This is a genomic window from Stutzerimonas tianxiuensis (assembly GCF_053470365.1).
In genome coordinates this window covers 89,689-112,456 of sequence record NZ_JBPVWS010000013.1, presented here as the reverse complement: position 1 = coordinate 112,456, position 22,768 = coordinate 89,689, and the positions used below count along the sequence as shown (strand labels likewise).

At 59.5% G+C, this 22,768-nt stretch carries 23 protein-coding genes; 11 read left to right on the top strand and 12 right to left on the bottom strand.

Translation table 11 applies throughout. The annotated features are described in order from the left end of the window. Window positions 1–87 precede the first annotated feature (87 nt). Window positions 88–1,497, top strand: coding sequence for an ATP-dependent RNA helicase RhlB (rhlB, locus tag ACSSNI_RS16760; protein ID WP_200638636.1), 1,410 nt, complete (start codon window positions 88–90; stop codon window positions 1,495–1,497). A 174-nt stretch (window positions 1,498–1,671) separates the two neighbouring features. Here rhlB and moaE read toward each other — a convergent pair whose 3' ends face one another. The 5 genes from moaE to dmeF form a co-directional block, all read right to left on the bottom strand. Then, window positions 1,672–2,136 (bottom strand): molybdopterin synthase catalytic subunit MoaE, encoded by a 465-nt coding sequence (moaE, locus tag ACSSNI_RS16755; protein ID WP_200638634.1) that lies wholly within the window; start codon window positions 2,134–2,136, stop codon window positions 1,672–1,674. Window positions 2,137–2,138: 2 nt separating this feature from the next. Beyond that, complete coding sequence (locus tag ACSSNI_RS16750; protein WP_200638632.1) at window positions 2,139–2,387, bottom strand: MoaD/ThiS family protein; 249 nt, start codon at window positions 2,385–2,387, stop codon at window positions 2,139–2,141. Beyond that, window positions 2,384–2,854 (bottom strand): cyclic pyranopterin monophosphate synthase MoaC, encoded by a 471-nt coding sequence (moaC, locus tag ACSSNI_RS16745; protein ID WP_200638630.1) that lies wholly within the window; start codon window positions 2,852–2,854, stop codon window positions 2,384–2,386. The genes ACSSNI_RS16750 and moaC overlap by 4 nt, the downstream gene beginning before the upstream one ends. A gap of 125 nt (window positions 2,855–2,979) precedes the next feature. After that, window positions 2,980–4,368 (bottom strand): PhoH family protein, encoded by a 1,389-nt coding sequence (locus ACSSNI_RS16740; RefSeq protein WP_200638628.1) that lies wholly within the window; start codon window positions 4,366–4,368, stop codon window positions 2,980–2,982. Between the two features lie 257 nt (window positions 4,369–4,625). After that, window positions 4,626–5,603: a CDF family Co(II)/Ni(II) efflux transporter DmeF gene (dmeF, locus tag ACSSNI_RS16735; protein WP_448259685.1), complete on the bottom strand. Its 978-nt coding sequence runs from the start codon at window positions 5,601–5,603 to the stop codon at window positions 4,626–4,628. Between the two features lie 133 nt (window positions 5,604–5,736). Here dmeF and yaaA point away from each other — a divergent pair, with 133 nt between their 5' ends. The 3 genes from yaaA (at window position 5,737) to ACSSNI_RS16720 (ending at window position 9,259) form a co-directional block, all read left to right on the top strand. Beyond that, on the top strand, window positions 5,737–6,513 hold the full coding sequence (yaaA, locus tag ACSSNI_RS16730; protein ID WP_200638622.1) for a peroxide stress protein YaaA: 777 nt from the start codon (window positions 5,737–5,739) through the stop codon (window positions 6,511–6,513). A gap of 709 nt (window positions 6,514–7,222) precedes the next feature. After that, entirely contained in the window at window positions 7,223–8,668 is a 1,446-nt protein-coding gene (locus ACSSNI_RS16725) for a mannose-1-phosphate guanylyltransferase/mannose-6-phosphate isomerase (RefSeq protein WP_200638621.1), read from the top strand. A gap of 381 nt (window positions 8,669–9,049) precedes the next feature. Further along, window positions 9,050–9,259, top strand: a complete 210-nt coding sequence (locus ACSSNI_RS16720) for a hypothetical protein (RefSeq protein ID WP_102835684.1) — start codon at window positions 9,050–9,052, stop codon at window positions 9,257–9,259. Between the two features lie 72 nt (window positions 9,260–9,331). Here ACSSNI_RS16720 and ACSSNI_RS16715 read toward each other — a convergent pair whose 3' ends face one another. The 3 genes from ACSSNI_RS16715 to purU are packed head-to-tail and all read right to left on the bottom strand — an operon-like array spanning window position 9,332 to window position 11,945. Then, entirely contained in the window at window positions 9,332–10,798 is a 1,467-nt protein-coding gene (locus ACSSNI_RS16715; RefSeq protein WP_200638620.1) for a helicase HerA-like domain-containing protein, read from the bottom strand. A gap of 43 nt (window positions 10,799–10,841) precedes the next feature. Next, window positions 10,842–11,066, bottom strand: coding sequence for a hypothetical protein (locus ACSSNI_RS16710; RefSeq protein WP_200639800.1), 225 nt, complete (start codon window positions 11,064–11,066; stop codon window positions 10,842–10,844). A gap of 27 nt (window positions 11,067–11,093) precedes the next feature. After that, window positions 11,094–11,945, bottom strand: a complete 852-nt coding sequence (gene purU, locus ACSSNI_RS16705) for a formyltetrahydrofolate deformylase (RefSeq protein ID WP_073301375.1) — start codon at window positions 11,943–11,945, stop codon at window positions 11,094–11,096. 460 nt (window positions 11,946–12,405) lie between these two features. On the opposite strand from purU, the gene mvaT reads away from it, so the two are divergent. Continuing rightward, window positions 12,406–12,783, top strand: a complete 378-nt coding sequence (gene mvaT, locus ACSSNI_RS16700) for a histone-like nucleoid-structuring protein MvaT (RefSeq protein ID WP_200638619.1) — start codon at window positions 12,406–12,408, stop codon at window positions 12,781–12,783. Between the two features lie 78 nt (window positions 12,784–12,861). Here mvaT and sbcB read toward each other — a convergent pair whose 3' ends face one another. After that, window positions 12,862–14,286, bottom strand: coding sequence for an exodeoxyribonuclease I (gene sbcB / locus ACSSNI_RS16695; RefSeq protein ID WP_200638618.1), 1,425 nt, complete (start codon window positions 14,284–14,286; stop codon window positions 12,862–12,864). Window positions 14,287–14,538: 252 nt separating this feature from the next. Between sbcB and ACSSNI_RS16690 the strand changes: the two genes are divergently transcribed. Genes ACSSNI_RS16690 through ACSSNI_RS16665 form a run of 6 tightly spaced genes read left to right on the top strand, consistent with a single transcriptional unit; the run spans window position 14,539 to window position 21,311 of the window. Next, entirely contained in the window at window positions 14,539–15,246 is a 708-nt protein-coding gene (locus ACSSNI_RS16690) for an RDD family protein (RefSeq protein WP_200638617.1), read from the top strand. Next, window positions 15,243–16,226: a stage II sporulation protein M gene (locus ACSSNI_RS16685; protein WP_200638616.1), complete on the top strand. Its 984-nt coding sequence runs from the start codon at window positions 15,243–15,245 to the stop codon at window positions 16,224–16,226. The genes ACSSNI_RS16690 and ACSSNI_RS16685 overlap by 4 nt, the downstream gene beginning before the upstream one ends. Next, the gene (locus ACSSNI_RS16680) at window positions 16,213–17,772 is read left to right on the top strand and encodes a DUF4129 domain-containing protein (RefSeq protein ID WP_200638614.1); all 1,560 of its coding nucleotides are present in this window, start codon (window positions 16,213–16,215) and stop codon (window positions 17,770–17,772) included. Before ACSSNI_RS16685 ends, ACSSNI_RS16680 begins: the two co-directional genes overlap by 14 nt. Further along, complete coding sequence (locus tag ACSSNI_RS16675; RefSeq protein WP_200638612.1) at window positions 17,769–18,944, top strand: DUF4350 domain-containing protein; 1,176 nt, start codon at window positions 17,769–17,771, stop codon at window positions 18,942–18,944. Before ACSSNI_RS16680 ends, ACSSNI_RS16675 begins: the two co-directional genes overlap by 4 nt. Continuing rightward, a complete protein-coding gene (locus tag ACSSNI_RS16670) occupies window positions 18,941–19,954 on the top strand; it encodes an AAA family ATPase (protein ID WP_200638610.1) in 1,014 nt (337 codons plus the stop codon). The genes ACSSNI_RS16675 and ACSSNI_RS16670 overlap by 4 nt, the downstream gene beginning before the upstream one ends. Before the next feature lie 25 nt (window positions 19,955–19,979). Beyond that, the gene (locus ACSSNI_RS16665; RefSeq protein ID WP_200638608.1) at window positions 19,980–21,311 is read left to right on the top strand and encodes a DUF58 domain-containing protein; all 1,332 of its coding nucleotides are present in this window, start codon (window positions 19,980–19,982) and stop codon (window positions 21,309–21,311) included. A 64-nt stretch (window positions 21,312–21,375) separates the two neighbouring features. Here the strand turns inward: ACSSNI_RS16665 and ACSSNI_RS16660 are convergent, their stop codons facing one another. The 3 genes from ACSSNI_RS16660 to ACSSNI_RS16650 are packed head-to-tail and all read right to left on the bottom strand — an operon-like array spanning window position 21,376 to window position 22,703. After that, the gene (locus ACSSNI_RS16660) at window positions 21,376–21,810 is read right to left on the bottom strand and encodes a PilZ domain-containing protein (RefSeq protein ID WP_200638606.1); all 435 of its coding nucleotides are present in this window, start codon (window positions 21,808–21,810) and stop codon (window positions 21,376–21,378) included. A gap of 49 nt (window positions 21,811–21,859) precedes the next feature. Next, window positions 21,860–22,285 carry a DUF4124 domain-containing protein gene (locus ACSSNI_RS16655; protein ID WP_200638604.1) on the bottom strand — a complete coding sequence of 142 codons (426 nt, stop codon included), beginning with the start codon at window positions 22,283–22,285 and terminating at the stop codon, window positions 21,860–21,862. Between the two features lie 40 nt (window positions 22,286–22,325). Continuing rightward, window positions 22,326–22,703: a tetratricopeptide repeat protein gene (locus ACSSNI_RS16650; protein WP_200638602.1), complete on the bottom strand. Its 378-nt coding sequence runs from the start codon at window positions 22,701–22,703 to the stop codon at window positions 22,326–22,328. Window positions 22,704–22,768 lie beyond the last annotated feature (65 nt).

Genomic DNA, 22,768 nt, shown 5'->3' with positions numbered 1-22,768 from the left:
GGCGGACCATCCCGGGGCACCCTTCGCCGTATCTGCTTCTTGCATTACACTGCCGGGCAAACCTTACAAGACACAGACGAGAAGACCGTGCTCAAAGCACTCAAGAAGATGTTCGGCAAAGGCTCGGATGAGTCTGCAGCCACCGAAATTGAAAGCAGCACCTCAACACACCAGGGCGTTAGCGGTCCGGCGCATGCCGAAAAGGCCAATACGCAACAGGATGAGGCCCCAAAGGCGAGCAGCAAGCCACGCCGCGAACGGGCAAGCAAGCCGACCGCGCCAGCCTGGAAGCCGGAAGACTTCACCGTCGAACCAGCCGAAGGCAAGACCCGATTTCACGATTTCAAGCTCGCACCCGAGCTGATGCACGCCATCCACGACCTCGGCTTTCCTTATTGCACGCCCATCCAAGCACAGGTCCTCGGGTTTACGCTCAAGGGCCGTGATGCCATCGGCCGGGCCCAAACCGGCACCGGCAAGACCGCCGCGTTTCTTATCTCGACCATCACACAACTGCTACAAACTCCACCACCGGCTGATCGTTACATGGGCGAGCCACGCGCGTTGATCATCGCGCCGACTCGGGAGCTGGTTGTTCAAATAGCGAATGACGCACTGAACCTGACTAAGTACACCGGGTTGAACGTCATGAGCTTTGTTGGCGGTATGGATTTCGACAAGCAGCTCAAGGCGCTCGAATCCCGCTATTGCGACATTCTGGTGGCGACGCCAGGACGCCTGCTGGACTTCAACCAGCGCGGCGAAGTGCACCTGGATATGGTTGAGGTGCTGGTCCTCGACGAAGCGGATCGCATGCTGGACATGGGTTTCATCCCGCAGGTCCGCCAGATTATTCGCCAGACGCCGCCGAAGAGCGAACGCCAGACGCTATTGTTCTCGGCCACGTTCACCGAAGACGTAATGAATCTGGCCAAACAATGGACCACGGATCCGGCAATCGTCGAGATCGAAGCGGTCAATGTCGCCAGCGACACGGTCGAGCAGCATGTCTACGCGGTGGCAGGCAGCGACAAGTACAAGCTGCTGTACAACCTGATCACCCAGAACGACTGGACCCGAGTAATGGTGTTTGCCAACCGCAAGGACGAGGTGCGCCGCATTGAAGAGCGTTTGACCCGCGACGGTATCAGCGCCGTACAGATGTCAGGCGACGTCCCGCAGCACAAGCGTATCCGCGCCTTGGAAGGCTTTCGCGAAGGCAAGATCCGCGTCATGGTGGCCACTGATGTGGCAGGCCGCGGCATCCATGTCGACGGCATAAGCCACGTGATCAATTTCACCCTGCCTGAAGTTCCTGACGACTATGTGCATCGCATCGGCAGGACAGGTCGGGCGGGGGCCAGCGGTACCTCGATCAGCTTTGCCGGCGAAGATGATTCCTTTGCCCTGCCGGCCATCGAGGCGTTGCTGGGTCGAAAAATCAGTTGCGAGATGCCGCCGGCCGAGCTGCTGGCAGCCGTCCCACCCAAGCGCTAACGGCTGAAATGGAAAAGGCGAAGCCGTAACGGCTTCGCCTTTTTTTTATGTTTCGCCGCTGCATTCAGGCTTTGATTTCCGCGAGTAACGCTGGGAGCCGCGCTGCCTAGGACGGGCATGGTTTCCATGCTATCGCCGCGCCGCGCTGCTCTGCTAATTGCAGATCGCGCTCGGCTAGCTGCCCTGCCCCTGCTGCCAGCGATCGGCCGCAGCCTGATCGCTGCAGCGACCTTCAACCCAGCGCGATCCCTCCGGGGTGTCTTCCTTTTTCCAGAAAGGCGCACGGGTCTTCAGGTAATCCATGACGAATCGACACCCATCAAAGGCCGCCTCTCGATGGGCGCTGGCCGCACCGACAAAAACGATCGGCTCACCCGGTTCCAGCCGGCCTACCCGATGCAGGATCTCCAGCGTCAGCAGCGGCCAACGTTCAGAGGCCTCGTCGACGATTTTCTGCAGCGCTTTCTCTGTCATCCCTGGGGCATGTTCAAGGAACATTCCCGCGACGTCGCGACCGTCATTGAAATCGCGCACGTAGCCGACGAAACCGGTTACCGCACCGACACCGAGATTGGCCGCATGCAAGGCATTGAGCTCGGCGCCTGGATCGAATGGATCCTGCTGGACTCGTACACCCATGGTCAGCCTCCCGTCACGGTGGGAAAGAACGCCACTTCATCGCCATCAGCCAATGGTTCGCCAAGGCTGCATAGCTCCTGATTGCGCGCACACATCAGGTTCTGCTCGCCTAACACCGTCCACTCGCCGCCCCGTGCCAGCAGTTGCAAGCGAAGGTGGTCAACGACTTGCCAGGAGGCGTCCCAATCCAACTGCTCCGAATCGCGGCCAAGGGCCTCACGGTAGCGTGCGAAAAACTGAACCTGGATCATACCGGCACCTGCCAGTGGCCACTCTTGCCGCCAAGTTTTTCCAGCAGTCGAACCCCCTCGATGACCATGCCTTTATCGACTGCCTTGCACATGTCATAGATCGTTAGGGCAGCGACGCTTGCGGCGGTCAGCGCCTCCATTTCCACACCTGTCTGGCCCGCCAGCTTGCAACGCGCCTCGATGCGCACGCAGTCGTTGCCGTCCGGCTGCAGATCGAGCTTGATGCTGGTCAGCAAGAGCGGATGACAAAGCGGGATCAGGTCATGGGTCTTTTTCGCCGCCTGAATGCCCGCGATTCGGGCAACCGCGAAGACGTCGCCCTTCGGATGCCCGCCCTGTTGGATCATCTGCAGGGTTTCGGGAAGCATGCGGACCCTGGCCTCCGCCACCGCCTCGCGCGCCGTGACGGCCTTGGCGGTTACGTCGACCATGTTGGCCCGCCCTTGGGAATCGAGATGGGTGAGCATTTTTCATCCTGCTAAAACTGTGGGGGTCCCGCAGTTTAGCGCAGCTGGAAGCTGGAAGCTGGAGGCTCGTTTCGTTCCAGGTCAGCCTTTGCATGAAGCCTTGGCTCCAGCCTCCAGCGGCTCTCTTACATATGGGCCTCGGCGTACTCGGCCAGGACCGAACGGGGAACGCCCTGCAAGGTGATATGCATGCCGTGCGGGAAATCCTTGAAGCGTTCGGTGAGGTAGGTGAGACCCGAGCTGGTTGCAGACAGGTAAGGCGTATCGATCTGAGCCAGGTTACCGAGGCAGACCACCTTCGACCCGCTACCGGCGCGGGTAATGATGGTCTTCATCTGGTGCGGGGTAAGGTTCTGGCATTCATCGATCAGGATCAGGCTCTGCTGGAAGCTGCGTCCGCGAATGTAGTTGAGCGATTTGAACTGCAACGGCACCTTTTGCAGGATGTAGTCGACACTGCCATGGGTGCTTTCGTCGTCCATATGCAGCGCTTCGAGGTTATCGGTGATCGCACCCAGCCAGGGCTCCATCTTTTCCGCCTCGGTGCCCGGCAGAAAGCCGATGTCTTCATCCAGCCCCTGCACGCTGCGCGTCGCGATGATACGGCGGTAGCGCTTGCTCACCACCGTCTGCTCGATGGCCGCAGCCAAGGCCAGAATCGTCTTGCCCGACCCGGCGGCGCCCGACAGATTGACCAGATGAATATCCGGATCAAGCAGTGCGAAGAGCGCCAGTGCCTGGTGGATGTCACGTGGCTTCAGGCCCCAGGCTTCCTGATGAAGCAACGGCTCCTGGTGCATGTCGAGCAGAAGCAGCTCGTCAGCCTTGATGCCCTTGATCCAGCCAACGAAGCCTTGCTCATCGATGATGAATTCATTGACGTGCACGGCAGGCAGGTTATCGATCAGTTGTACCCGGTGCCATGTGCGACCATGCCCCTGGTGGGTATCGACCTTACTGACTCTGTCCCAGAACGACCCGCTGAGGCTGTGGTAGCCGCGTGACAGCTGCCCGACATCGTCGACCAGCTTGTCGGTGTGATAGTCCTCCGAGGCAACGCCACAGGCCCGTGCCTTCAGACGCATGTTGATGTCGTTGGTGACCAAGACCACAGGAACGCCCGCACTGCGCCGCTGCAGGTCGACGACCTGATTGATGATCTTGTTGTCGTTGAGATCCTCTGGCAGTCCACTAGAGTCGGCGACCTTGCTCATCAGGATCGACAGGCTGCCGCACGGGCCGCTTTTCTCACGCTGGATGGGCACGCCGAGTTCCACTTCTTCAGGGGTGGCATCACCCAACACCTTGTCGATCAGGCGGATAGCCTGTCGGCATTCGGCAGCCACGGTGTGCTTGCCGGTCTTGAGCTGGTCCAGCTCTTCGAGCACGGTCATCGGAATGGCGACCTGATGCTCCTGGAAATTCAATAGCGCGTTGGGGTCGTGAATCAGAACGTTGGTATCGAGAACGTAAAGGGTGGGCTGAGTTGCGCGGGGTCTGCCGTAGTCATCCATACGCGATCACCTTTTCGGAGCCGGTTCGACGGAGGGCCAAAGCACTCCGCCGTAGAAAGAACCACCGTGCGCAAGATGAGCGGACTTGGGTAGCAGGGGCTTGGGGCCACCCAGAGGCCGCCACCTGTGAGTGCAGGTTTCGGCGGTCTTACATCAGGTAATACCGCAAAAAAGATGACAGGAAAAAGTCTTTTTCGAACTGATGACGTTTTTTTAACGAAACGACGGATAGCGCTTGGCGCAGGCCTGTTCGAGGACTAATCTCGCTGATCAACCTGTGCGCTTTCGCCGCACCGGTTCACCTCCGCTGTCACGTGAACCAGCTCTGGAAACCCAGCCAGTTGCGCTTTGTAGCAATCGGCCGAGTATGGCTGGTGAGTAACGATGCTGACGATGCAACTGTATTGCGCTCGCCCGACGCGCCACAGGTGCAAGTCGGCCACATCGGTATCCGGCATTTGCTCCAACTGTTCCCGCACTCGCCGCACCAGCGGGTCATCCATTTCCCGGTCAAGCAAAGCCTTCGTCGTTTCACGCAGTAAGCCTTTGGCCCAGATAAGAATCACAATCGCACCGATGATCCCCATCAGGGGATCCAGCCAACCCCAGCCGAAGTACTTGCCCCCCAGCAAGGCAACGATTGCCGCAACGGACGTCAGGCCATCAGTCAAGACATGGATAAAAGCTGCATGACGGTTCAGGTCCTTGCCCGGCCCGCTTGAATGGTCGTGATCGTGATCGTGATCGTGATCGTGATCGTGATCGTGGCCATGATGGTGGTGCTGGTCACGCAGCAACCAGGCGGACAGCATATTCACCAACAAACCGATCACCGCGACCCATAGCGCCTCGTCAAAACCGATCAGGGCCGGTGACCAGAAACGCGTTAGCGACTCACCGATCATTAGCAATGCCACCATGACCAGCAAGACAGCGCTGGCAAAACCTGCCAGCACCTCGATCTTCCAGGTACCGAAGGCAAAACGCCGATCATGCACGTAGCGTCGAGCCAGCCAGTAGGCGGTTGCAGCCATGCCGATAGCCACCATGTGTGACGCCATATGCCAACCGTCTGCCAGCAATGCCATCGAATTGAACCAGTAGCCGGCCATGATCTCTGCGACCATCGTCAGGCCAGTCAACAGCACCACCGCCCAGGTCTGTTTTTCCGCACCCTGCTCCAGAGGACGGTAATCGTGGGAGGGCTGCCAGTGGGCGTGGTTGCATTCGGTCATGTTTCCTCCTTCGTTAGCTACAGAGAAGCGTGCCCCCTTAGCCCGGGTCAAGGTCAACACCTAATCGAGGCCATAGCTGGAGCGGCGATGGGTATAACGCCTAGAATCCGCTCACATTAAAGGAGACCGTTGCATGCTGATGGTGATTTCCCCAGCCAAGACTCTGGACTATGACACCCCACCGACAACCCAACGTTTCACCCAGCCCGAACATTTGGATCACGCGCAGGCGCTGATCAGTCAACTGCGCGATATGTCGCCTCAGCAAATCGGCGAACTGATGCACCTCTCCGATAAGCTCGCGGCGCTTAACGTCGCTCGCTATGGCAGCTGGGATTCAGACTTTACGCCGGGTAATGCCAAGCAGGCGCTGCTTGCGTTCAAGGGCGACGTCTACACCGGGCTGGACGCCAATGAGCTCACTGAAGAAGATCTCGATTTCGCCCAGGACCATCTGCGTATGCTGTCCGGGCTCTATGGCGTGCTGCGACCACTGGATCTGATGCAGCCCTATCGTCTGGAAATGGGCACAAAGCTGACCAATCCACGCGGCAAGGATCTTTACGCTTTCTGGGGCGAACGGATAAGCGAGTGGCTCAACGAAGCGCTGGCGGCGCAGGGTGACGACGTATTGCTCAACCTGGCATCAAAAGAGTACTTCAGTGCCGTGAAACGCAAAGCGCTGAACGCCCGGGTGATCGACGTTGACTTCAAGGATATGAAGAACGGCCAATACAAGATCATCAGCTTCTACGCAAAGAAAGCCCGGGGCCTGATGAGCCGCTTCGTCATCAAGGAACGCGTCCAGGATCCTGAGCAGCTGAAAGACTTTGATTACGACGGCTATCGTTATTGCCCTGACAGCTCAGCCCCTGACCATTTGGTCTTCTTACGAGACGCTCAGGACTGAAAGCAGCGCCACCCCCTCGTGTCTAACGCTGGGGGAGTCACATCATCCCGCATAAAAACACTGCCGCTGGTGCACCACGGACCTGGAACCGGCCGAGGATAAAGGCCTCCTGCGCCAGCGGACTGTCGCTTTTTCGATGCCCGTCAAAAACTCCCCGATCGACGGCAGGCGTACGGGGAACTATCCGAAGGCACCTGCAATCATAAGCGCGTACCGGCATTTCCAGACGGAAAGGGACGTCGCACATGAACGTGCAGTGGAATTCAAAACAATGCATTCGGCTTGTCAGCCAGCACAAACTTTTAGTGACGTCCGGCATGTCCGACAGAGGACAGACGGGCTGGATCGGCGCGGTGTCAGTGCTTAAGCGAGACTGTCAAGCGCGCCAATTTCGGGCAGCTGGCCCACAGCAGAGCAGCACGGCTCCCGGCCTTTTCAAGATTGATGAAAGCCTTGCAGGCGCCCGCTTCGAATCCGCTATCCGCTCTGCTTTAGCAAGTGCGGCGCCCATCGACTATCAGACAGCACCCCCCACATTCAGGCTCGGAGCACGCAGTTCGCCCCGAAAGCAGTTTTCCTGTTGGAAAACGGAACTTGATGGCACGCGGCACCTGAAGGCCCGACCAAGAAGCGCATGGCGAGCACAGACATCTGGCCGCCCACATGGACAAGAAGAACTTCCCCTTCTCAACGATTCAGGAGAAACAACATGATTCCGGTCATCCTCTCAGGCGGCAGCGGTTCCCGACTCTGGCCTCTTTCGCGCAAGGCCTTTCCCAAGCAGTTCCTCGCGCTGACGGCCGAGCAAACGCTGTTTCAGCAAACCATTGAGCGCCTGGCCTTTGAAGGCATGCAGGCGCCGCTGCTGGTCTGCAACAAGGAGCACCGGTTCATCGTTAAAGAGCAGCTGGCCGCACGAAAGCTTCAAACCCAAGGCCTCATGCTCGAACCCTTCGGCCGTAATACCGCGCCGGCGATTGCCATCGCCGCGATGAAGTTGCTTGCCGATGAACGTGACGAGCTGCTGCTGGTGCTGCCGGCCGACCACGTCATCGAAGACCACAAAGCCTTCCAGCGCTCCCTCGCCCTGGCCACCAATGCGGCCGAAAACGGCGGGATGGTACTGTTCGGCATTCCGGCCACCAGCCCGGAGACCGGCTACGGCTACATCAAGTGCGATCATCAGGGACGCAACGGCCTGCCTGAAGGCGTTAACCGCGTCACACAGTTCGTCGAGAAGCCGGACGAGGTTCGCGCTCAGGAATATGTCGATTCCGGCGACTACTACTGGAACAGCGGCATGTTCCTGTTCCGCGCCAGCGTATTCCTTGACGAGCTGAAGAAGCACGACCCGGACATCTACGACACCTGCTGGGTAGCGCTGGAGCGCAGCATCAAGAATGGTGAAGAGCTGCTGATCGACCCGGCCACCTTTGCCTGCTGCCCCGACAACTCGATCGACTATGCCGTGATGGAAAAAACCGAACTGGCATGTGTCGTTCCGATGTCGGCAGGCTGGAGCGATGTGGGCTCCTGGTCATCCCTTTGGGATGTTCTGGAAAAAGACGAAAATGGTAACGTGACCCGCGGCGACGTGATTGTCGAAGACAGCCGGAACTGTCTCGTGCACGGTAACGGCAAGCTGGTAACCGTGGTTGGCCTGGACAACATCGTAGTAGTCGAGACCAAGGACGCCACGATGATCGCCCATAAGGACAAGGTCCAGGACGTCAAGAAGCTGGTGAACAAGCTCGACGCTATGAAGCGCTCCGAAACGCAGAACCACTGTGCCGTCTACCGCCCTTGGGGCTGGTACGACTCGGTCGATATGGGCGGTCGCTTCCAGGTCAAGCGGATCTGCGTCAACCCAGGCGCACAGCTGTCATTGCAGATGCACCATCATCGTGCCGAGCATTGGATCGTCGTCTCCGGCACTGCGCAGGTCACCTGCAACGACAAGACCTTCCTGCTCACCGAGAATCAGTCGACCTACATTCCGGTGACGTCCATTCACCGACTTGCCAATCCGGGCAAGATTCCACTGGAGATTATTGAAGTCCAGTCGGGCAGTTATCTAGGCGAGGATGACATCGAGCGTCTGGATGACGTATATGGCCGTGCACCAAATGACCTGGCCAGCCAGTCGGCTCGCTAAAGATCAGATGTGGCAAAAAAACCGCGCCGAATCAGGCGCGGTTTTTTTATTAATGGATTTTCTACGGCGGCTAGATACTGCTGAACCCGCTTGTTTGCGCTGGTCAGAGCCTGCCTCACAAATATTGTCGTTACAGCTCAAGCTGGGGCTTTCCTTTTCCCATAACTCACGCAGACAGATTTCATAAGACCTACATCGCACTTAACTACCGGGCTGAATGCAGTTTTAACGTCACACTTGTTTAGCCCAGGCCGCTTGCAGTACTGTCTCCCCTATCGCATACGCACCCAATTCGAGCCGGGCCTCATTTCGAGCCCAGAAGCTCGCGCCCCTTAGCGCGCCGCGCTGAAAATAAACTTTAATAAAGAGGCCATACAAGACGTGACAAAAGAAGAACTACGCGCCGAACTGGAGAAGCAAGCCAACCGTTTCCAGGCTGTCTACGGTGGGGAAATCACGACCTATGCCGCGCAGCCTGATCCAGAACGAAAGCCATGGCGTAAAAAGCCGACCGTCCATGATCAAGTATTCAAGGCCGAGTTGCAGAAGATCGAGAAAGAGTTGTCAGAGCAAGCCTCAGAGGCCAAGTGAACTGCGGCACCGTGAATGCGCACCGCAAGCACAGCAGTCAGAAACTAAGCAGCTGTAGCCGATTTTTGTTGCTCAGCGCTTACCGCCCAATAAAGAGCCCAGAAGCCCTCGTGCCAATTGCCGACCTAACTGTGTTGCAGCCTGGCGCATTGCGCTCTTGAAGACCTGTCCGGCCGCTTCACCTAGCGCATCGGCAACACCATTTTTTGATACAGCGCTCTTCGCTTGTGGCTGGTCCTCGGAAGCCTGCTTTGCCCGTTCGAGCAAAATTTCGTAAGCAGATTCACGATCGACCGGTCTGTCGTAACGTCCTCTCAGGGGTGAGCTGGCGATCAGGTCGTGTCTCTCGCGCTCGGTCAGCGGCCCGACCCGCGACTCCGGCGGCGCGACCGCAACACGCTGGACCATCGACGGCATGCCTCTATCCTCAAGGCCACCGACCAGCGCTTCGCCGGTTCCCAGACTGGACAACGTGTCCAGCGATGAAAATGCTGGGTTGGCGCGGAAACCGTCCGCCACCGCACGCAGCGCTTTCTGCTCCTTGACCGTGTAGGCCCTGAGTCCGTGCTGTATGCGCAGGCCCAACTGAGCCAGCACATCATCCGGCAGGTCTGTGGGGCTTTGGGTTACGAAATAGACGCCAACGCCCTTCGAGCGAATCAGCCTGACTACTTGCAGCAACCTGTCCTGCAATGCTTTCGGGGTGCCGCTGAACAGCAGATGCGCTTCGTCGAAGAACAGCGCGAGCAGTGGTCGATCAGCGTCACCGCGCTCGGGAAGCTGTTCGAACAGCTCAGCCAACAGCCACAGCAGAAAGGTCGCATAGACTTTTGGGGCCTGATGGACGAGCTGGCTGGCGTCGAGCAGGTGAATCCGTCCGCGCCCGTCGCTCGCAGGCTGCAGAATGTCCTCAAGCGCCAGAGCCGGCTCACCAAACAGTGCCTCGGCACCTTGCTGCTCCAGCGTTGCCAGTCGCCGTAACAGCGCCTGGGACGATGCGCTGGTTAGCAAGGCCGCATCGTCACCGAGCACCTCAGGGTGTTTTTTCAGATGAGCAAGCAAGGCCTTGAGGTCTTTCAGGTCGAGCAACAGCAGCGCTTCACGATCAGCGACCTTGAATGCGGCATAGAGTGCTGCCTGCTGGCTGTCGCTCAGCTCCAGCAGATTGCCCAACAGCAAGGGGCCCATCTCTGTCAGCGTGGTCCTCAGCGGATGACCGCTCACACCGTGCACGTCCCACAAAATCACCGGATAGGCCTGGGGTCGATGGTCGAGCCAAGGCATGCTGGCGATCCGCTCGGCGATTTTTCCTTGCGGCTCGCCAGCCGCGCCCAGGCCACACAAGTCACCTTTGATATCGGCTGCGAAAACCGCGACGCCAGCCTCGCTGAATTGCTCAGCAAGGCGCTGCAAGGTTACGGTCTTGCCGGTGCCTGTAGCGCCGGCGATCAAACCGTGCCGGTTGGCCAGATGCAGCGGGTGGCAGTTCGGCTCGCCCGTCGCGTCAGCACCCAGTACCAGGCAGTTTGTCTGTTTCATCCGCAGGCCTCGAACTGAACAATGGAGTATCCGGCAACGTCAATCAGCCGGCCTTCGAGCCGCTGGCTTCAGCGCCGACCACAACGTCGCCATCGCCATCGACAACAGAGGCATTGAGCGCCTCCACATGCCGCTCCCAGAGCGCTTCGGCACCTGGGAAATCGGTGCCCAGGTCTGGGCCCAGCCGGTCCGGATCGTAGCGTTGAGTACAACCGCTACCGATGATCGGCGGCGCTTTCGCGCCAGCCTTGTCCAGTGGGTCGCTCACCTCGCCTCCCGCGCCAATAACGATGGATCAGTTGAATACCAGCGTCTTGTTGCTATGCACCAGCACCCGCTCTTCTAGGTGATAGCGCAAACCACGGGACAGCACCATCTTTTCCACGTCCTTGCCCAGCCGAACCATGTCCTCGATGCTGTCTCTATGGCTGACGCGCACCACGTCCTGCTCAATGATCGGCCCAGCATCAAGCTCTTCTGTCACATAGTGGCAGGTCGCACCTATGAGCTTGACCCCTCGCAGCGAGGCCTGGTGGTACGGTTTTGCACCGACGAACGACGGCAGAAAGCTGTGATGGATATTGATCACCCGTTGCGCATATTCCTCGCAAAGTTCAGCCGGCAGAATTTGCATGTAGCGCGCTAATACGATGGCGTCAGCGCGCTGCTCGCGCACCAGGCGCGACACCTCGGCGAAAGCTTCTTCTTTGCGCCCCGGCTGGACGGGGACATGGAAATACGGAATGCCATGCCACTCGACCATACTGCGCAGATCGTCGTGATTGGAGATCACGCAAGGAATGTCACAGTCCAGTTCACCGCTGTGCCAACGATGCAGCAGGTCGGCGAGGCAGTGCGACTCGCGGCTGGCCATCAGCACGACTCGCTTGCGCTGGGCAGAGTCGGTGATGCGCCATTCCATGGAAAACTCGCGCGCTATTGGCGCAAACGCCTGGCGAAAGCCATCGAGATCAAAAGGCAGCGAATCGGCCCGAATCTCATGCCGCATGAAGAACCAGCCACTCTGATGATCGGAGTGGTGATTGGCCTCGGTGATCCAGCCGTTGTAGGTCGCTAGGAAATTACCGACCTTGGCCACAATGCCGACGCCGTCGGGACAGGCGATAACCAGCCTGAAAGTGCGCATTCTTAAGTTAACTCCGGCTTACTCATAAAGACCCGGCATTCTAGCGCAGCGAAGAAAACCACCACCAAATTATTCAAGCCGGAGCATGGCACGCCTCTACTGTCGACACACGCCGCAGGGTGCGAATCAGCTGATTTGTAAAAAACCATGATTGAAGCCTTAACATTCCTGGGTTCAAGTTACTGGAAAGGCGCCAACGAGCAAAGGAAACGCACACCGCAACGGGTTGCGGAACTGCGTATTCAAATACCGGGACGGCATAAATAAGCCTGACGTGGTCCGTCGCATGCTTCGTTATGTGCAGTAGTTCACCCTGGCTACGTTTAACTGCACCTCAGCGCGCCTAACGCACCACAATGAAACAAACTGAGTAAACTTTGTTCAGAGCAACATTTACTTGTCTGCAGCAGCTGTCTATGATTGCTGTCACTTGCGTTCAAACCTATACCAAGGAAGTGACATGTCGCTGATCAACGAATACCGCGCTACTGAAGAAGCTATCAAGGAACTACAGGAGCGCCTGAGATCCTTGTCCGAAGATGACAAGCTGAAAAAGGAACTCGAGTTTGAAGGCAAACTGCGCGAGCTGATGGGCGAATATCAGAAGTCCCTTCGCGACATTATCGCTCTGCTCGATCCCGATGCCCGCAGCAACAAGACGCAACGCGCATCCAAAACCCCCGCTGCAACCAAACGCGCCCGTCGCGTCAAGCAGTACAAGAACCCTCACAACGGTGAAGTGATTGAAACCAAAGGCGGCAATCACAAGACGCTGAAAGAGTGGAAAGCACAATGGGGTTCCGACGAGGTTGAAAGCTGGGCCACTCTGTTGGGCTAAGTTTTACGCCGCACCCAAAAGCCATCTGACGCAGTCATGCTGCGTCAGATGGCTTTTTTATTTCCCCGCTAAGCATTTTCAGAACATGTAACGTTCGCGCAATCCGCGAACATGTATTAACCATTGCTGCAAAAGACACGCTTGTTCGGGTGTGCTTGATGGCAATAAAGCCTGCACAGCTTGTTCAAACTGTTCCGAGGTGTTCGGCGCACCGAACTCAGGTTTCATCAAGCGCTGCCGGCAGAACGCATGCCACTGCTCGGCTTCGGTGGCTGATAAACATTCGGGAAAGTTACGCGCGCGATAGCGGAAATGCAGCTCTGGCAAGCGCGGGTCATCAAACGGCAGTGCGGCGCCTGTCGAAAGGGGCGAAGTACTTCGTACCTGCTCGCACAGTCGCCGGTCGCGATCATTGAAAAAGCCGTCATACAACTGCTGCTCCGGATCGGACGAACCCGCAAGGACATCCTCCTTGTAGATGTCGGCAAGCTTCCAGCTCCACTCCGGTTCGCGCCCACGTAACTCGGCCGCTTTCGACTCGCAACATTGGATATCCAGTCCCAGCCGCGCAATATCCGATGGCCGCAGTACGCTCATGGGTGCCAGCACGGGGCAGCGGTTCATGTGCACGAGTTTCAAGGGAATCGGGAGTTTCTCGCCCAAGTCTTCCTGACGGGTATAGAGCCGTTCGCGAATAGCCTCGGCCTGCTCTTCCCACAGCGGCGCGCAGTCGGCATTCAAGTCACAGACGATCAGCGCATTACGGTTGCGAGGGTGCCAGGCCAGCGGCAAGACCACCGATAGAAAATGACGCGCTGCGGAAAACCGACCCGATACATGCACCATTGGTTTGAGCAGCTGGACTTGTTCGATCACCGCATGTTTACGGCGTAGCTTGTAGAGGTAGTCATAGAGACGCGGTTGACGCGCGCGAATCAGGCGAGCCAAGGCAATCGTTGCCCGAACATCGGACAACGCATCATGGGCATTCAAGTGCTCGAGTCCATTGGCAGCACTGAGCCGCTCCAGTTTCAACGTGACTCGCCCCTCCTCTTCCGGCCAGACAATACCTTCCGGTCGCAAGGCGTAAGCGGTGCGGACCAGATCAATGAGGTCCCAGCGACTATTACCGCCCTGCCATTCACGCGCATAGGGATCGAAGAAGTTGCGATAGAGACTGTAGCGCAGCACTTCATCATCGAAGCGCAAGCTGTTGTAACCCGTGCCACAGGTGCCTGGCACCGCCAGTTCATGATGCAACCGGGCCACGAACTCGGCCTCGCACAGGCCTTTTTCCGCCAGCATGGCAGGTGTGATACCCGTGACCAGGCACGCCGCGGGATGCGGGAGGATGTCGTCGCTCAGCCTGCAATAGATGTTCAGCGGTTCGCCAACTTCCTCCAGCGCCTCGGTGGTGCGTATGCCGGCCACTTGCACAGGCCGGTCACAGCGAGGCGATATGCCGGTTGTTTCGAAGTCGTACCAGAAGATGCTGGAGGTCAAGGGAGCTTCCTTCTCGATTGTCGCCCACAGTCTAACGCGCCAGACTCGCCCTTACCGAATGGTCCGGCGCCTAGTGCAGGTAGGGATTGAATGCTGACGTAAGTAATCCGCTGGCGCATCAATAAAAGTGCCAAGCCGGTTATGGCCGCAGATCTCATTCAATGGTTTCATTCAGCAGCACCGCTTCCGCCAGGCGTTGCTCGGTACGCAATCTGCGCATAGCATCCAGTCCCCCATTTACGAGCCAGAGCCGTGCAATCCGCCTCTTCAGCCACCGCCTTGCTGGATAACACGCACCGCGTCGAAACGCCGGAAGGTATCGATTTGTTGCTCCATCCGGCCGGTCTGGTCCCTCGCGCCTTGGCATTTGCACTGGATCTGCTGATACGGGGCGCGCTATTGGCGGCTTTGGGTTTTGCGTTCGCGTTGCTGGGCAAGTTCGGCATGGGTGTTGGAGCGTTGCTGCTGTTTCTGGTGCAATGGTGGTACATGGTGCTGTTCGAAGTGCTGAACCAGGGCCGCACCCCGGGCAAGCAATGGATGGGGCTGCGCGTCATCCATGATGACGGCACACCGGTCGGCTGGGCTTCCTCCCTGACACGCAATCTGCTGCGCTTCGTCGACATGCTGCCGTTCGGCTATTTTCTCGGGGCTCTCTGCTGTCTCTGGCACCCATCGTTCAAGCGCTTGGGCGACCTCGCCGCGGGCACCATGGTGGTGTACCGCGAGCGCAACGTCAGCGCATCAGACCTGCCAGCAGCTGAAGCAGTAACGCCCCCGCTACCGCTTACACTGGCTGAGCAGCAAGCGCTGATCGCCTTCGCCGAGCGCCATTCGACGCTCACGACGCAAAGGCGGCTCGAGCTGGCTTCAATCCTGGCCGAACCGCTGCAGCTCGAACCCACTCAGGCGGAAGCCCGAATCCACGGCATCGCCAGAAGCCTGGTGGGTCCGGTATGAAGCAAAGCCAGTTCGAAACCCGGCACCAGGCGGAATGGCAGGCGTTCGAAGAAATGCTCGCAACATTGGAGCGCGGCAAAGCCCGTACGCCAGAAGCAGTCGCTGGCTTTCCGGCCGCCTATCGACGGCTTTGCCAGCAGCTGGCTCTGGCACAGTCGCGCGGTTACAGCATGCGCTTCGTCGAGCGTCTGCAGCTGCTGGCTCAGCGCGGGCACCATCAGATGTATCGCCACCGAAGCCCGTTGGGTGGTCGCCTGCTCGGCTTCTTTCTTGGCGGTTTTGCCAGACTCGTCCGCACAGAGTGGCGCTATCTGGCAGCCGCGAGTCTGATTTTCTACCTTAGCCTGCTGGGCATGGCTGCGCTGGTGCTGGCCGTTCCGGAGTTAGTCTACAGCCTCATCAGCCCGGAACAGGTCGCAGAAATGGAAGCCATGTACGACCCTGACGCCAGTCGTCTCGGCCGCTTCGGCGAGCGTGGGTCTGCTGACGACTGGGTCATGTTCGGTTACTACGTGATGCATAACATTGGCATCGCTTTCCAGACTTTTGCCGGTGGTCTGCTCTTCGGCCTTGGCAGCCTGTTCTATCTGTTGTTCAACGGCTTGATCATCGGCGCCATTGCCGGCCACCTGACCGGCATAGGCTACGATCAGCCGTTCTGGTCATTCGTTATCGGCCATGGCGCGTTTGAACTGACGGCGATCACATTGGCGGGCGCTGCCGGGTTGAAACTGGGTGCTGCCCTTGTCGCACCCGGCCGTCGAACACGCAGCGAGGCATTGCGCCTGGCAGCCGCCACAGCAGTGAGGCTGATTGTCGGGGCCACGCTGTTTCTCTTGATCGCAGCCTTTATCGAGGCCTACTGGTCCTCGATGACTTATCCCCCAGCGCCCGTAAAATACGCCGTCGGCGCTCTGTTGTGGCTACTGGTCGGGGTCTATTTGACGCGGAGCGGGCGACATATCCATGCGCCTGAATGATGCCAGCATGGCGATCCGTCCCCGCACCGCGTGGGAGGCGCTGGATCTCGGCATTCTGTTAGCACGGCGTCATGCTGCATTGCTGATGGGCAGCTGGGCGCTGATGACGTTGCCGATCTTCGCCCTGTTCAGTCTGTTGTTCTGGCAACACCCGACGCTCTCGTTGTTGCTGTTCTGGTGGTTCAAGCCGCTCTATGAACGGCTGCCTCTGTTCATCCTGTCGCGAGCACTGTTCGGCGACACACCGTCGCTGCGCCAGAGCATCACGACTCTGCCACCCCTGCTGCGTCCCCAGTGGTTTTCCAGCGTGACATGGCGCCGCTTCAGCGTGACTCGCAGTTTCGATCTGCCGGTGTTGCAGCTCGAGCAACTGGCCGGCTCGGCTCGTCAGCAGCGCCTCGCGGTGCTGGGACAACGGGACAGCCGGGCCGCATCCTGGCTGACCCTGGTGGGCATGCATCTGGAGATGGGGCTGTGGTTTGGTGCTCTGGCGCTGATGTATATGCTCATCCCACAGCAGATGTTGGCGGACTGGGACTGGCAAGACCTGCTCGGCATGAGCGGCGATTGGCTGTGGTTCGAACACCTGTCCAACCTGCTCTATGCCTTGGTGCTGGTGGTCTGGGAGCCAATTTACGTCGCCAGCGGTTTCAGTCTTTACCTCAACCGCCGCACTACGCTTGAGGCCTGGGACATCGAACTGACGTTTCGCCGCTTGCAGACACGCATGAAGTCGTTGCTGCCAGTGATGCTGGTGGGGCTGGGCCTTTGGTTGTTATCGCCACCCGAGATGGCACTCGCCGCTACTGGCGCAGAGGGAACGACGCAAGCGATCGAGGCCTCCGGCCCAGACAGTAATCGCCTGCTCAAGCAGCCATTGACCAGCAAAGAAGCCAGTGAACGGATTGATGAATTGCTTGACCAGCCGCCCTTCCGAAACCGCGAGACCGTGACCCGCTGGCGCTTCACGGAAGAATCCAGTGGCGAGCCGGGTTGGCTGGCACGTCTACTGGAGCGACTGCTGCGCAGCGACCTGCTGACCCAGCGCCCCGACACTCTCGCAAGCATGATCGAAGTGTTCCTCTGGGCCGCCCTGTTCGGCCTGACCGGTTGGCTGCTGTGGCGCTACCGTGAGTGGATCAAGCTATATGTGACACCTGGCCAGTTGCGGATCAGAAAGCGCCAAACGATGCCTGCCGTACTGTTCGGGCTTGACCTGCAACCCGAAAGCATTCCGGCGGACGTTGTCGCCGAGGTACAGCGGCTCTGGCACCAGCACCCACGCGAAGCGCTTGGCCTGCTCTACCGGGCCTTTCTCAGCCGCCTGCTGCACGAACAGCAACTGCCATTGAAGAGCTCGCATACCGAGGGAGAAATACTCGAACTGCTGCGCCTGGAAGCTCGGCCAGAGTTGCTCGAGTACGCCGAAGACTTGACGCGCGACTGGCTGCGCCTGGCCTACGGACATCAGCTTCCATCCGAGAGGGCCCGCGACGAGCTGTGCGAGCGCTGGCGCGCACTGTTTGGCAGTGAGCGGCTCGCATGAGCAGGCCACGTCGGTTCTTTCTGCTTGCTGCGAGCGGGTTGCTGCTTGGGCTGTTGCTGCTCTTTGCCCTGAGCAAGGCGACGCCCTATGAGGAAACGATCGAGCATGGCCCTGCACCGGAGGTACGCAGCAATCCGTACCTGGCCGCAGAGCGTTTCCTGATCGACCAGGGGCGCGCCGTCGATCATGCACAAGGCCTCGGTGGCCTCGCCGAGTCCAAAAGCAATCAACAGGTGCTATTGCTGCTAGGCGAGCGCAGCAACATGACGCCCGGCCAGGCTGAACGCCTGTTGCGCTGGGTCGATCAAGGTGGCCACCTGGTATTTGTCGCTGAGCGTATATGGGACGAAAATAGCGGAAGAAGCGGCGACTTGCTGCTCGATGCGCTGAACCTTCAGCAGCACGAGGCAGGCGAGAACCTCGATGACAGCCATACCGCTGATGCCGCCGCGAACGCCGAGAAACGCCCTGTGTTGACTCGCCTCTATCTGGAGAACGAGGATGCCCCCGCCTATCTCGCCTTTGATACCAACTATCACCTCTACGACGCCGGTGGCAGCGCGCACGCATGGGCCAACAGCGCCAGCGCGACGCATATGCTGCAACTGCAGCGTGGGAACGGCCTGATCACGGCCCTGACCGACAGCTGGATCTGGCGAAACGATGCCATTGCCCAATACGACCATGCCTGGCTGCTGTGGTACCTCACCCAGGAGCGCAACGTAACGCTGATCTATCGCACTGAACATGATGATCTGCTGCAACGGTTGCTGCGTTACTTCCCCGAAGCACTGGCGGCGCTGCTACTGATGTTGCTTGCCACGCTCTGGCATGTGGCGCAGCGACAGGGCCCGTTGATGGAGCCGGTCGAACGAAACCGCCGGCGGCTGCAAGAGCATCTGCGTGGCAGTGCCGATTTCCTATATCGCAGGGCCGGACAACGCCAGTTACTTAGCAACCTGCAAGACGATATCCGGCGACAGGCGCAGCGACGCCACCCGGGCTTCAAAACCCTCGAACACTTTGAACAGTGTCAGCTGCTGGCAGCGATCAGCCGGACCACCTCCGGGGCTGTTTCGCAGGCCATGCAGCCGCCATCGAACAAACCCGTCAGCGCCACCGAATTCACCCGCCAGGTTGCCCACCTGCAAAGCCTCAGGAACAGCTTATGAGTGACTCACCCACGGATCCGAACAGCGTCAACCCAGACGCGCCGCCGAACAACCAGCGCCAACGTGCCAGTCAGCTCGCCCAGGCGCTACGCCACGAGCTGCACAAGGCCGTGATCGGCCAGCACGACGTCGTCGACGGGTTGCTCACAGCGCTGATCGCCGGTGGTCACGTTCTGGTCGAAGGCGTGCCGGGTCTAGGCAAGACGCTATTGGTGCGAGCATTGGCGCGCTGCTTTGGAGGCGACTTCGCGCGTATCCAGTTCACGCCGGACCTGATGCCCAGCGACATAACCGGCCATGCGATCTACGACATGGCCAGCGAACAGTTCAAGTTGCGCAAGGGCCCGGTGTTCACCAACCTGCTGTTGGCCGACGAGATCAATCGTGCGCCCGCCAAGACCCAGGCGGCGTTGCTGGAAGTCATGCAGGAGCGTCAGGTCACACTTGAAGGCCGCGCCCTCGCTGCACCCCAGCCGTTCCTGGTCATGGCCACGCAGAACCCCATTGAGCAGGAAGGCACCTACCCGTTGCCGGAAGCCGAGCTCGACCGCTTCATGCTGATGCTGCGCATGGACTACCCGCAGGCGGACGAGGAATTGACGCTGGTTCGCCAGGTTACTCGCTCGGTGCGCACTGACATTCTTGACGTCAGTGGCTTGCGCGTCCTGCTGCAGGCGAAAGATGTCCAGGCGCTGCAGAAAATCGCCAGCGACCTACCGCTGGACGACCAAGTGCTCGACTATGCCGTTCGGCTGGCCCGAGCCACGCGCAGCTGGCCCGGCTTGGCGCTGGGCGCGGGGCCACGAGCGTCGATCGCGCTGGTGCGCTGCGCCCGTGCACGCGCCTTGTTGCGCGGCGGCGATTTTGTCGTCCCTGACGATGTAAAAGGCTGCGCACTGGCTGTGTTGCGGCATCGGGTCAGACTCTCGCCCGAACTCGACATCGAAGGCACTTCGGTGGACCAGCTGCTCCAACAGCTGCTGGAGCAGATCGCGGCGCCGCGCCTGTGACGCTCATCGGCATGCGAGCGCCTCGATGAATCCGTCACGTCGATTGCTCTACGCCCTGGCCGCTGTGCTTTGCCTTGGGCTTTTGCTGGGTACCGCGGCGGCACTCGAAAGCACCGTGCCGTCGGCTATCCGTACGGCCTGGTGGGGTCTGTTGCTGTGCCTGGGACTGGTTGCGACGCTTGACGCCTTGCATCTGCACCGCCTGCCGTCCCCAGAGCTGCGGCGCGTACTGGCCGGCAACCTTGCTCTGGGCCGCTGGCATGAAGTTCAGCTCGAGATTCGACACCCACTGACGCGCGCCATGCGTGCCGAGATTTTCGACCATGTGCCTGCGGGGCTGGACATGCAGGCGCTGCCACAGCAGTTGCTGCTGCCTGCGCGGCAGTTCTGCCAGCTCAGCTACCGTCTGCAGCCGACGCGTCGCGGGCACTTCCATTTCGAGCATTGCGAGATTCGCTTGTTCAGCCCCCTAGGGTTATGGCGGGAGCGGCGCCTACTGCCGCTGCAATCGCAGACGCGGGTCTATCCCGATTTTACCCAGCTGCACGGTGCGCCACTGATGGCGGTGGACCGCTGGCTGAGCCGCCTGGGCGTGCGCCAGCAGCCTAGGCGGGGACTTGGCATGGACTTTAACCAGTTACGCGAATTCCAGGAAGGCGACACCCTGCGGCAGATCGACTGGAAGGCCACGGCGCGCAACCGCACACCCATCGTCCGGGAGTATCAGGACGACAGGGACCAGCAGATCCTGCTGATGCTCGATTGCGGCAGACGGATGCGCAGCCAGGACGGCCCGCTTACGCACTTTGATCATGCGCTCAATGCCAGCCTGCTGCTGGGCTATGTCGCGCTGCGCCAGGGCGACGCTTTGGGACTCTATACCTTTGCCACCGAGCAACGGCGCTTCTTCGCTCCCGCCAAAGGCCAGACGCAACTCAATGCGTTGCTCAACGGTGTTTATGACCTGGTCAATACGCAGCGACCAGCCGATTTCGCCCTTGCCATCAACGATGTCCTAGCCCTGCAGAAACGCCGCGCACTGGTGATCATCGTGAGCAACCTGCGCGACGAAGACGACGAAGAGCTGCTCGGAGCCGTCCAGCGACTTTCCCGCCGACACCGTGTACTGGTCGTTAGCCTGCGCGAGCCGGTTCTGGACAGGTTACGTCAACAGCCCGTCGAAACCTTTCAGCAAGCCCTCGATTATTGCGGAACACTCGACTACCTCAATGCCCGCGGCAAGCTTCATGAACAGCTTGTCGCCCATGGCGTGCCAGTGCTCGATGCCCGCCCGCACGAGGTCGGACCAGCGCTGATCAGCCGCTACCTGGCCTGGAAGAAAGGCGGAGTGCTGTAACCGGTTTTCAGAAGTTGCTGTGGAGAGCGATCAAGCGTTGCACGCTTGGCCAGGTCGCGTAGGTTCAGCTGCCTTTGCAGCAATCCTGATCGGCGGACTTGTTCCCGGCTGATTCGATACGGGGCAGACGCGCTGGCGGGATATGCTGCATGGGACGAAAACTGAAGTAGTGGTGCAGCGCATCGATCATTTCACGAATCTCAGGCGGCGGTGAGGCAAACACGAAACCGGAGTCGAAACTGCCGGGCGTGACGTCCTCACGCGACCAGCGGCAGACGGCACTGAAATCGATATAGCGCAGCTGGCTATGCTGCCCGGGGATTTTCAGGCGCATATCGAAACGTACGTCGGTCATCATGGGATAGGGGCTGATCAACATCAGCCCTGTCTCGGACAGGTTGCCAATGAAACCCAAGGGCTTGTCCGAGAAGCGGTTGAATACGTTGAGGTAATACGGCAACTGGTGCCGTTGAATGCTGCGCTGATTATGCATGTCCATCGGATGCGGGCCTGCCGCCAAGTATTATCGCTGCTGCCGTGTCCGGCCTTCAGCGGCAGATCTGACTGATACGACTGGCCAACTGCCGCCGCGCCGCCCCTATTTCTTCATCACTGTAGTAGACCCGCCCACCCTTTGCATCGGCACTGAAGTAGCGCCCGCCCTGAGACAGCCTCGATAAGCGGTCGCGCAGCTGCAGGCACTCCTGCTCACGCTGCCCCTGCCTGGCGCTCGCTGCCAACCTGGCCGCCTCCTGTTCCTCCCGGCGAGCCTCGAAGAAGCGCTCCGTGCGCGCCTGGCGCTCCCGGGTCGCATCGTCTCTGTCGACCACCTGCGGCCGGACCTCGACCTGCTCTGCGCCAGGCTGCGGCTTCGCACTGAAATGCACGTTGCCTCCCGGATCGACCCAGCGGTAGATGTCGGCCATCGCCAGCGGGGTCAACAAAACGCTGACGATCAGGAATGCGATACGCATGGGATCCTTCCCTGCCGGTCGCAATGACCGGGCTCTCGTTTCAGGGTTTGACGGCGTGGGTCACCACCCGTTCCTCGGGCTGATAGTGCCCCAACTGACGCAGCGTCTCCAGCCTGGCGCGACTGCGAAAAGCGTATTCGCTGGCCGGATAGCGCGACTGAATGAACTGGTAGGTCTGTGCCGCATCGACAAACAGGCCCTGACGTTCCAGGCATTGCCCACGCAATAGCGACATTTCCGGCTGAAGATTATCCCGTGGCCGGCTGCGGCGTTCAGCCTGGGACAGCTCGAGCATGACCTGGCCGCAATCACCCAGCTCGTATTGCTTGTAGGCCATATCGAGATGGCGATCGAGCGCATTTCTGCTGCTGCAGCCTACGCTGAGGGTGGCCAGAAAGATGATGAACAGTGTGCGCATAGGTGGTTCCTCCGATGCTGGCGTATCGACCGTCAGCAAAAAAACTACAGCCCGTTCGGCTGCCG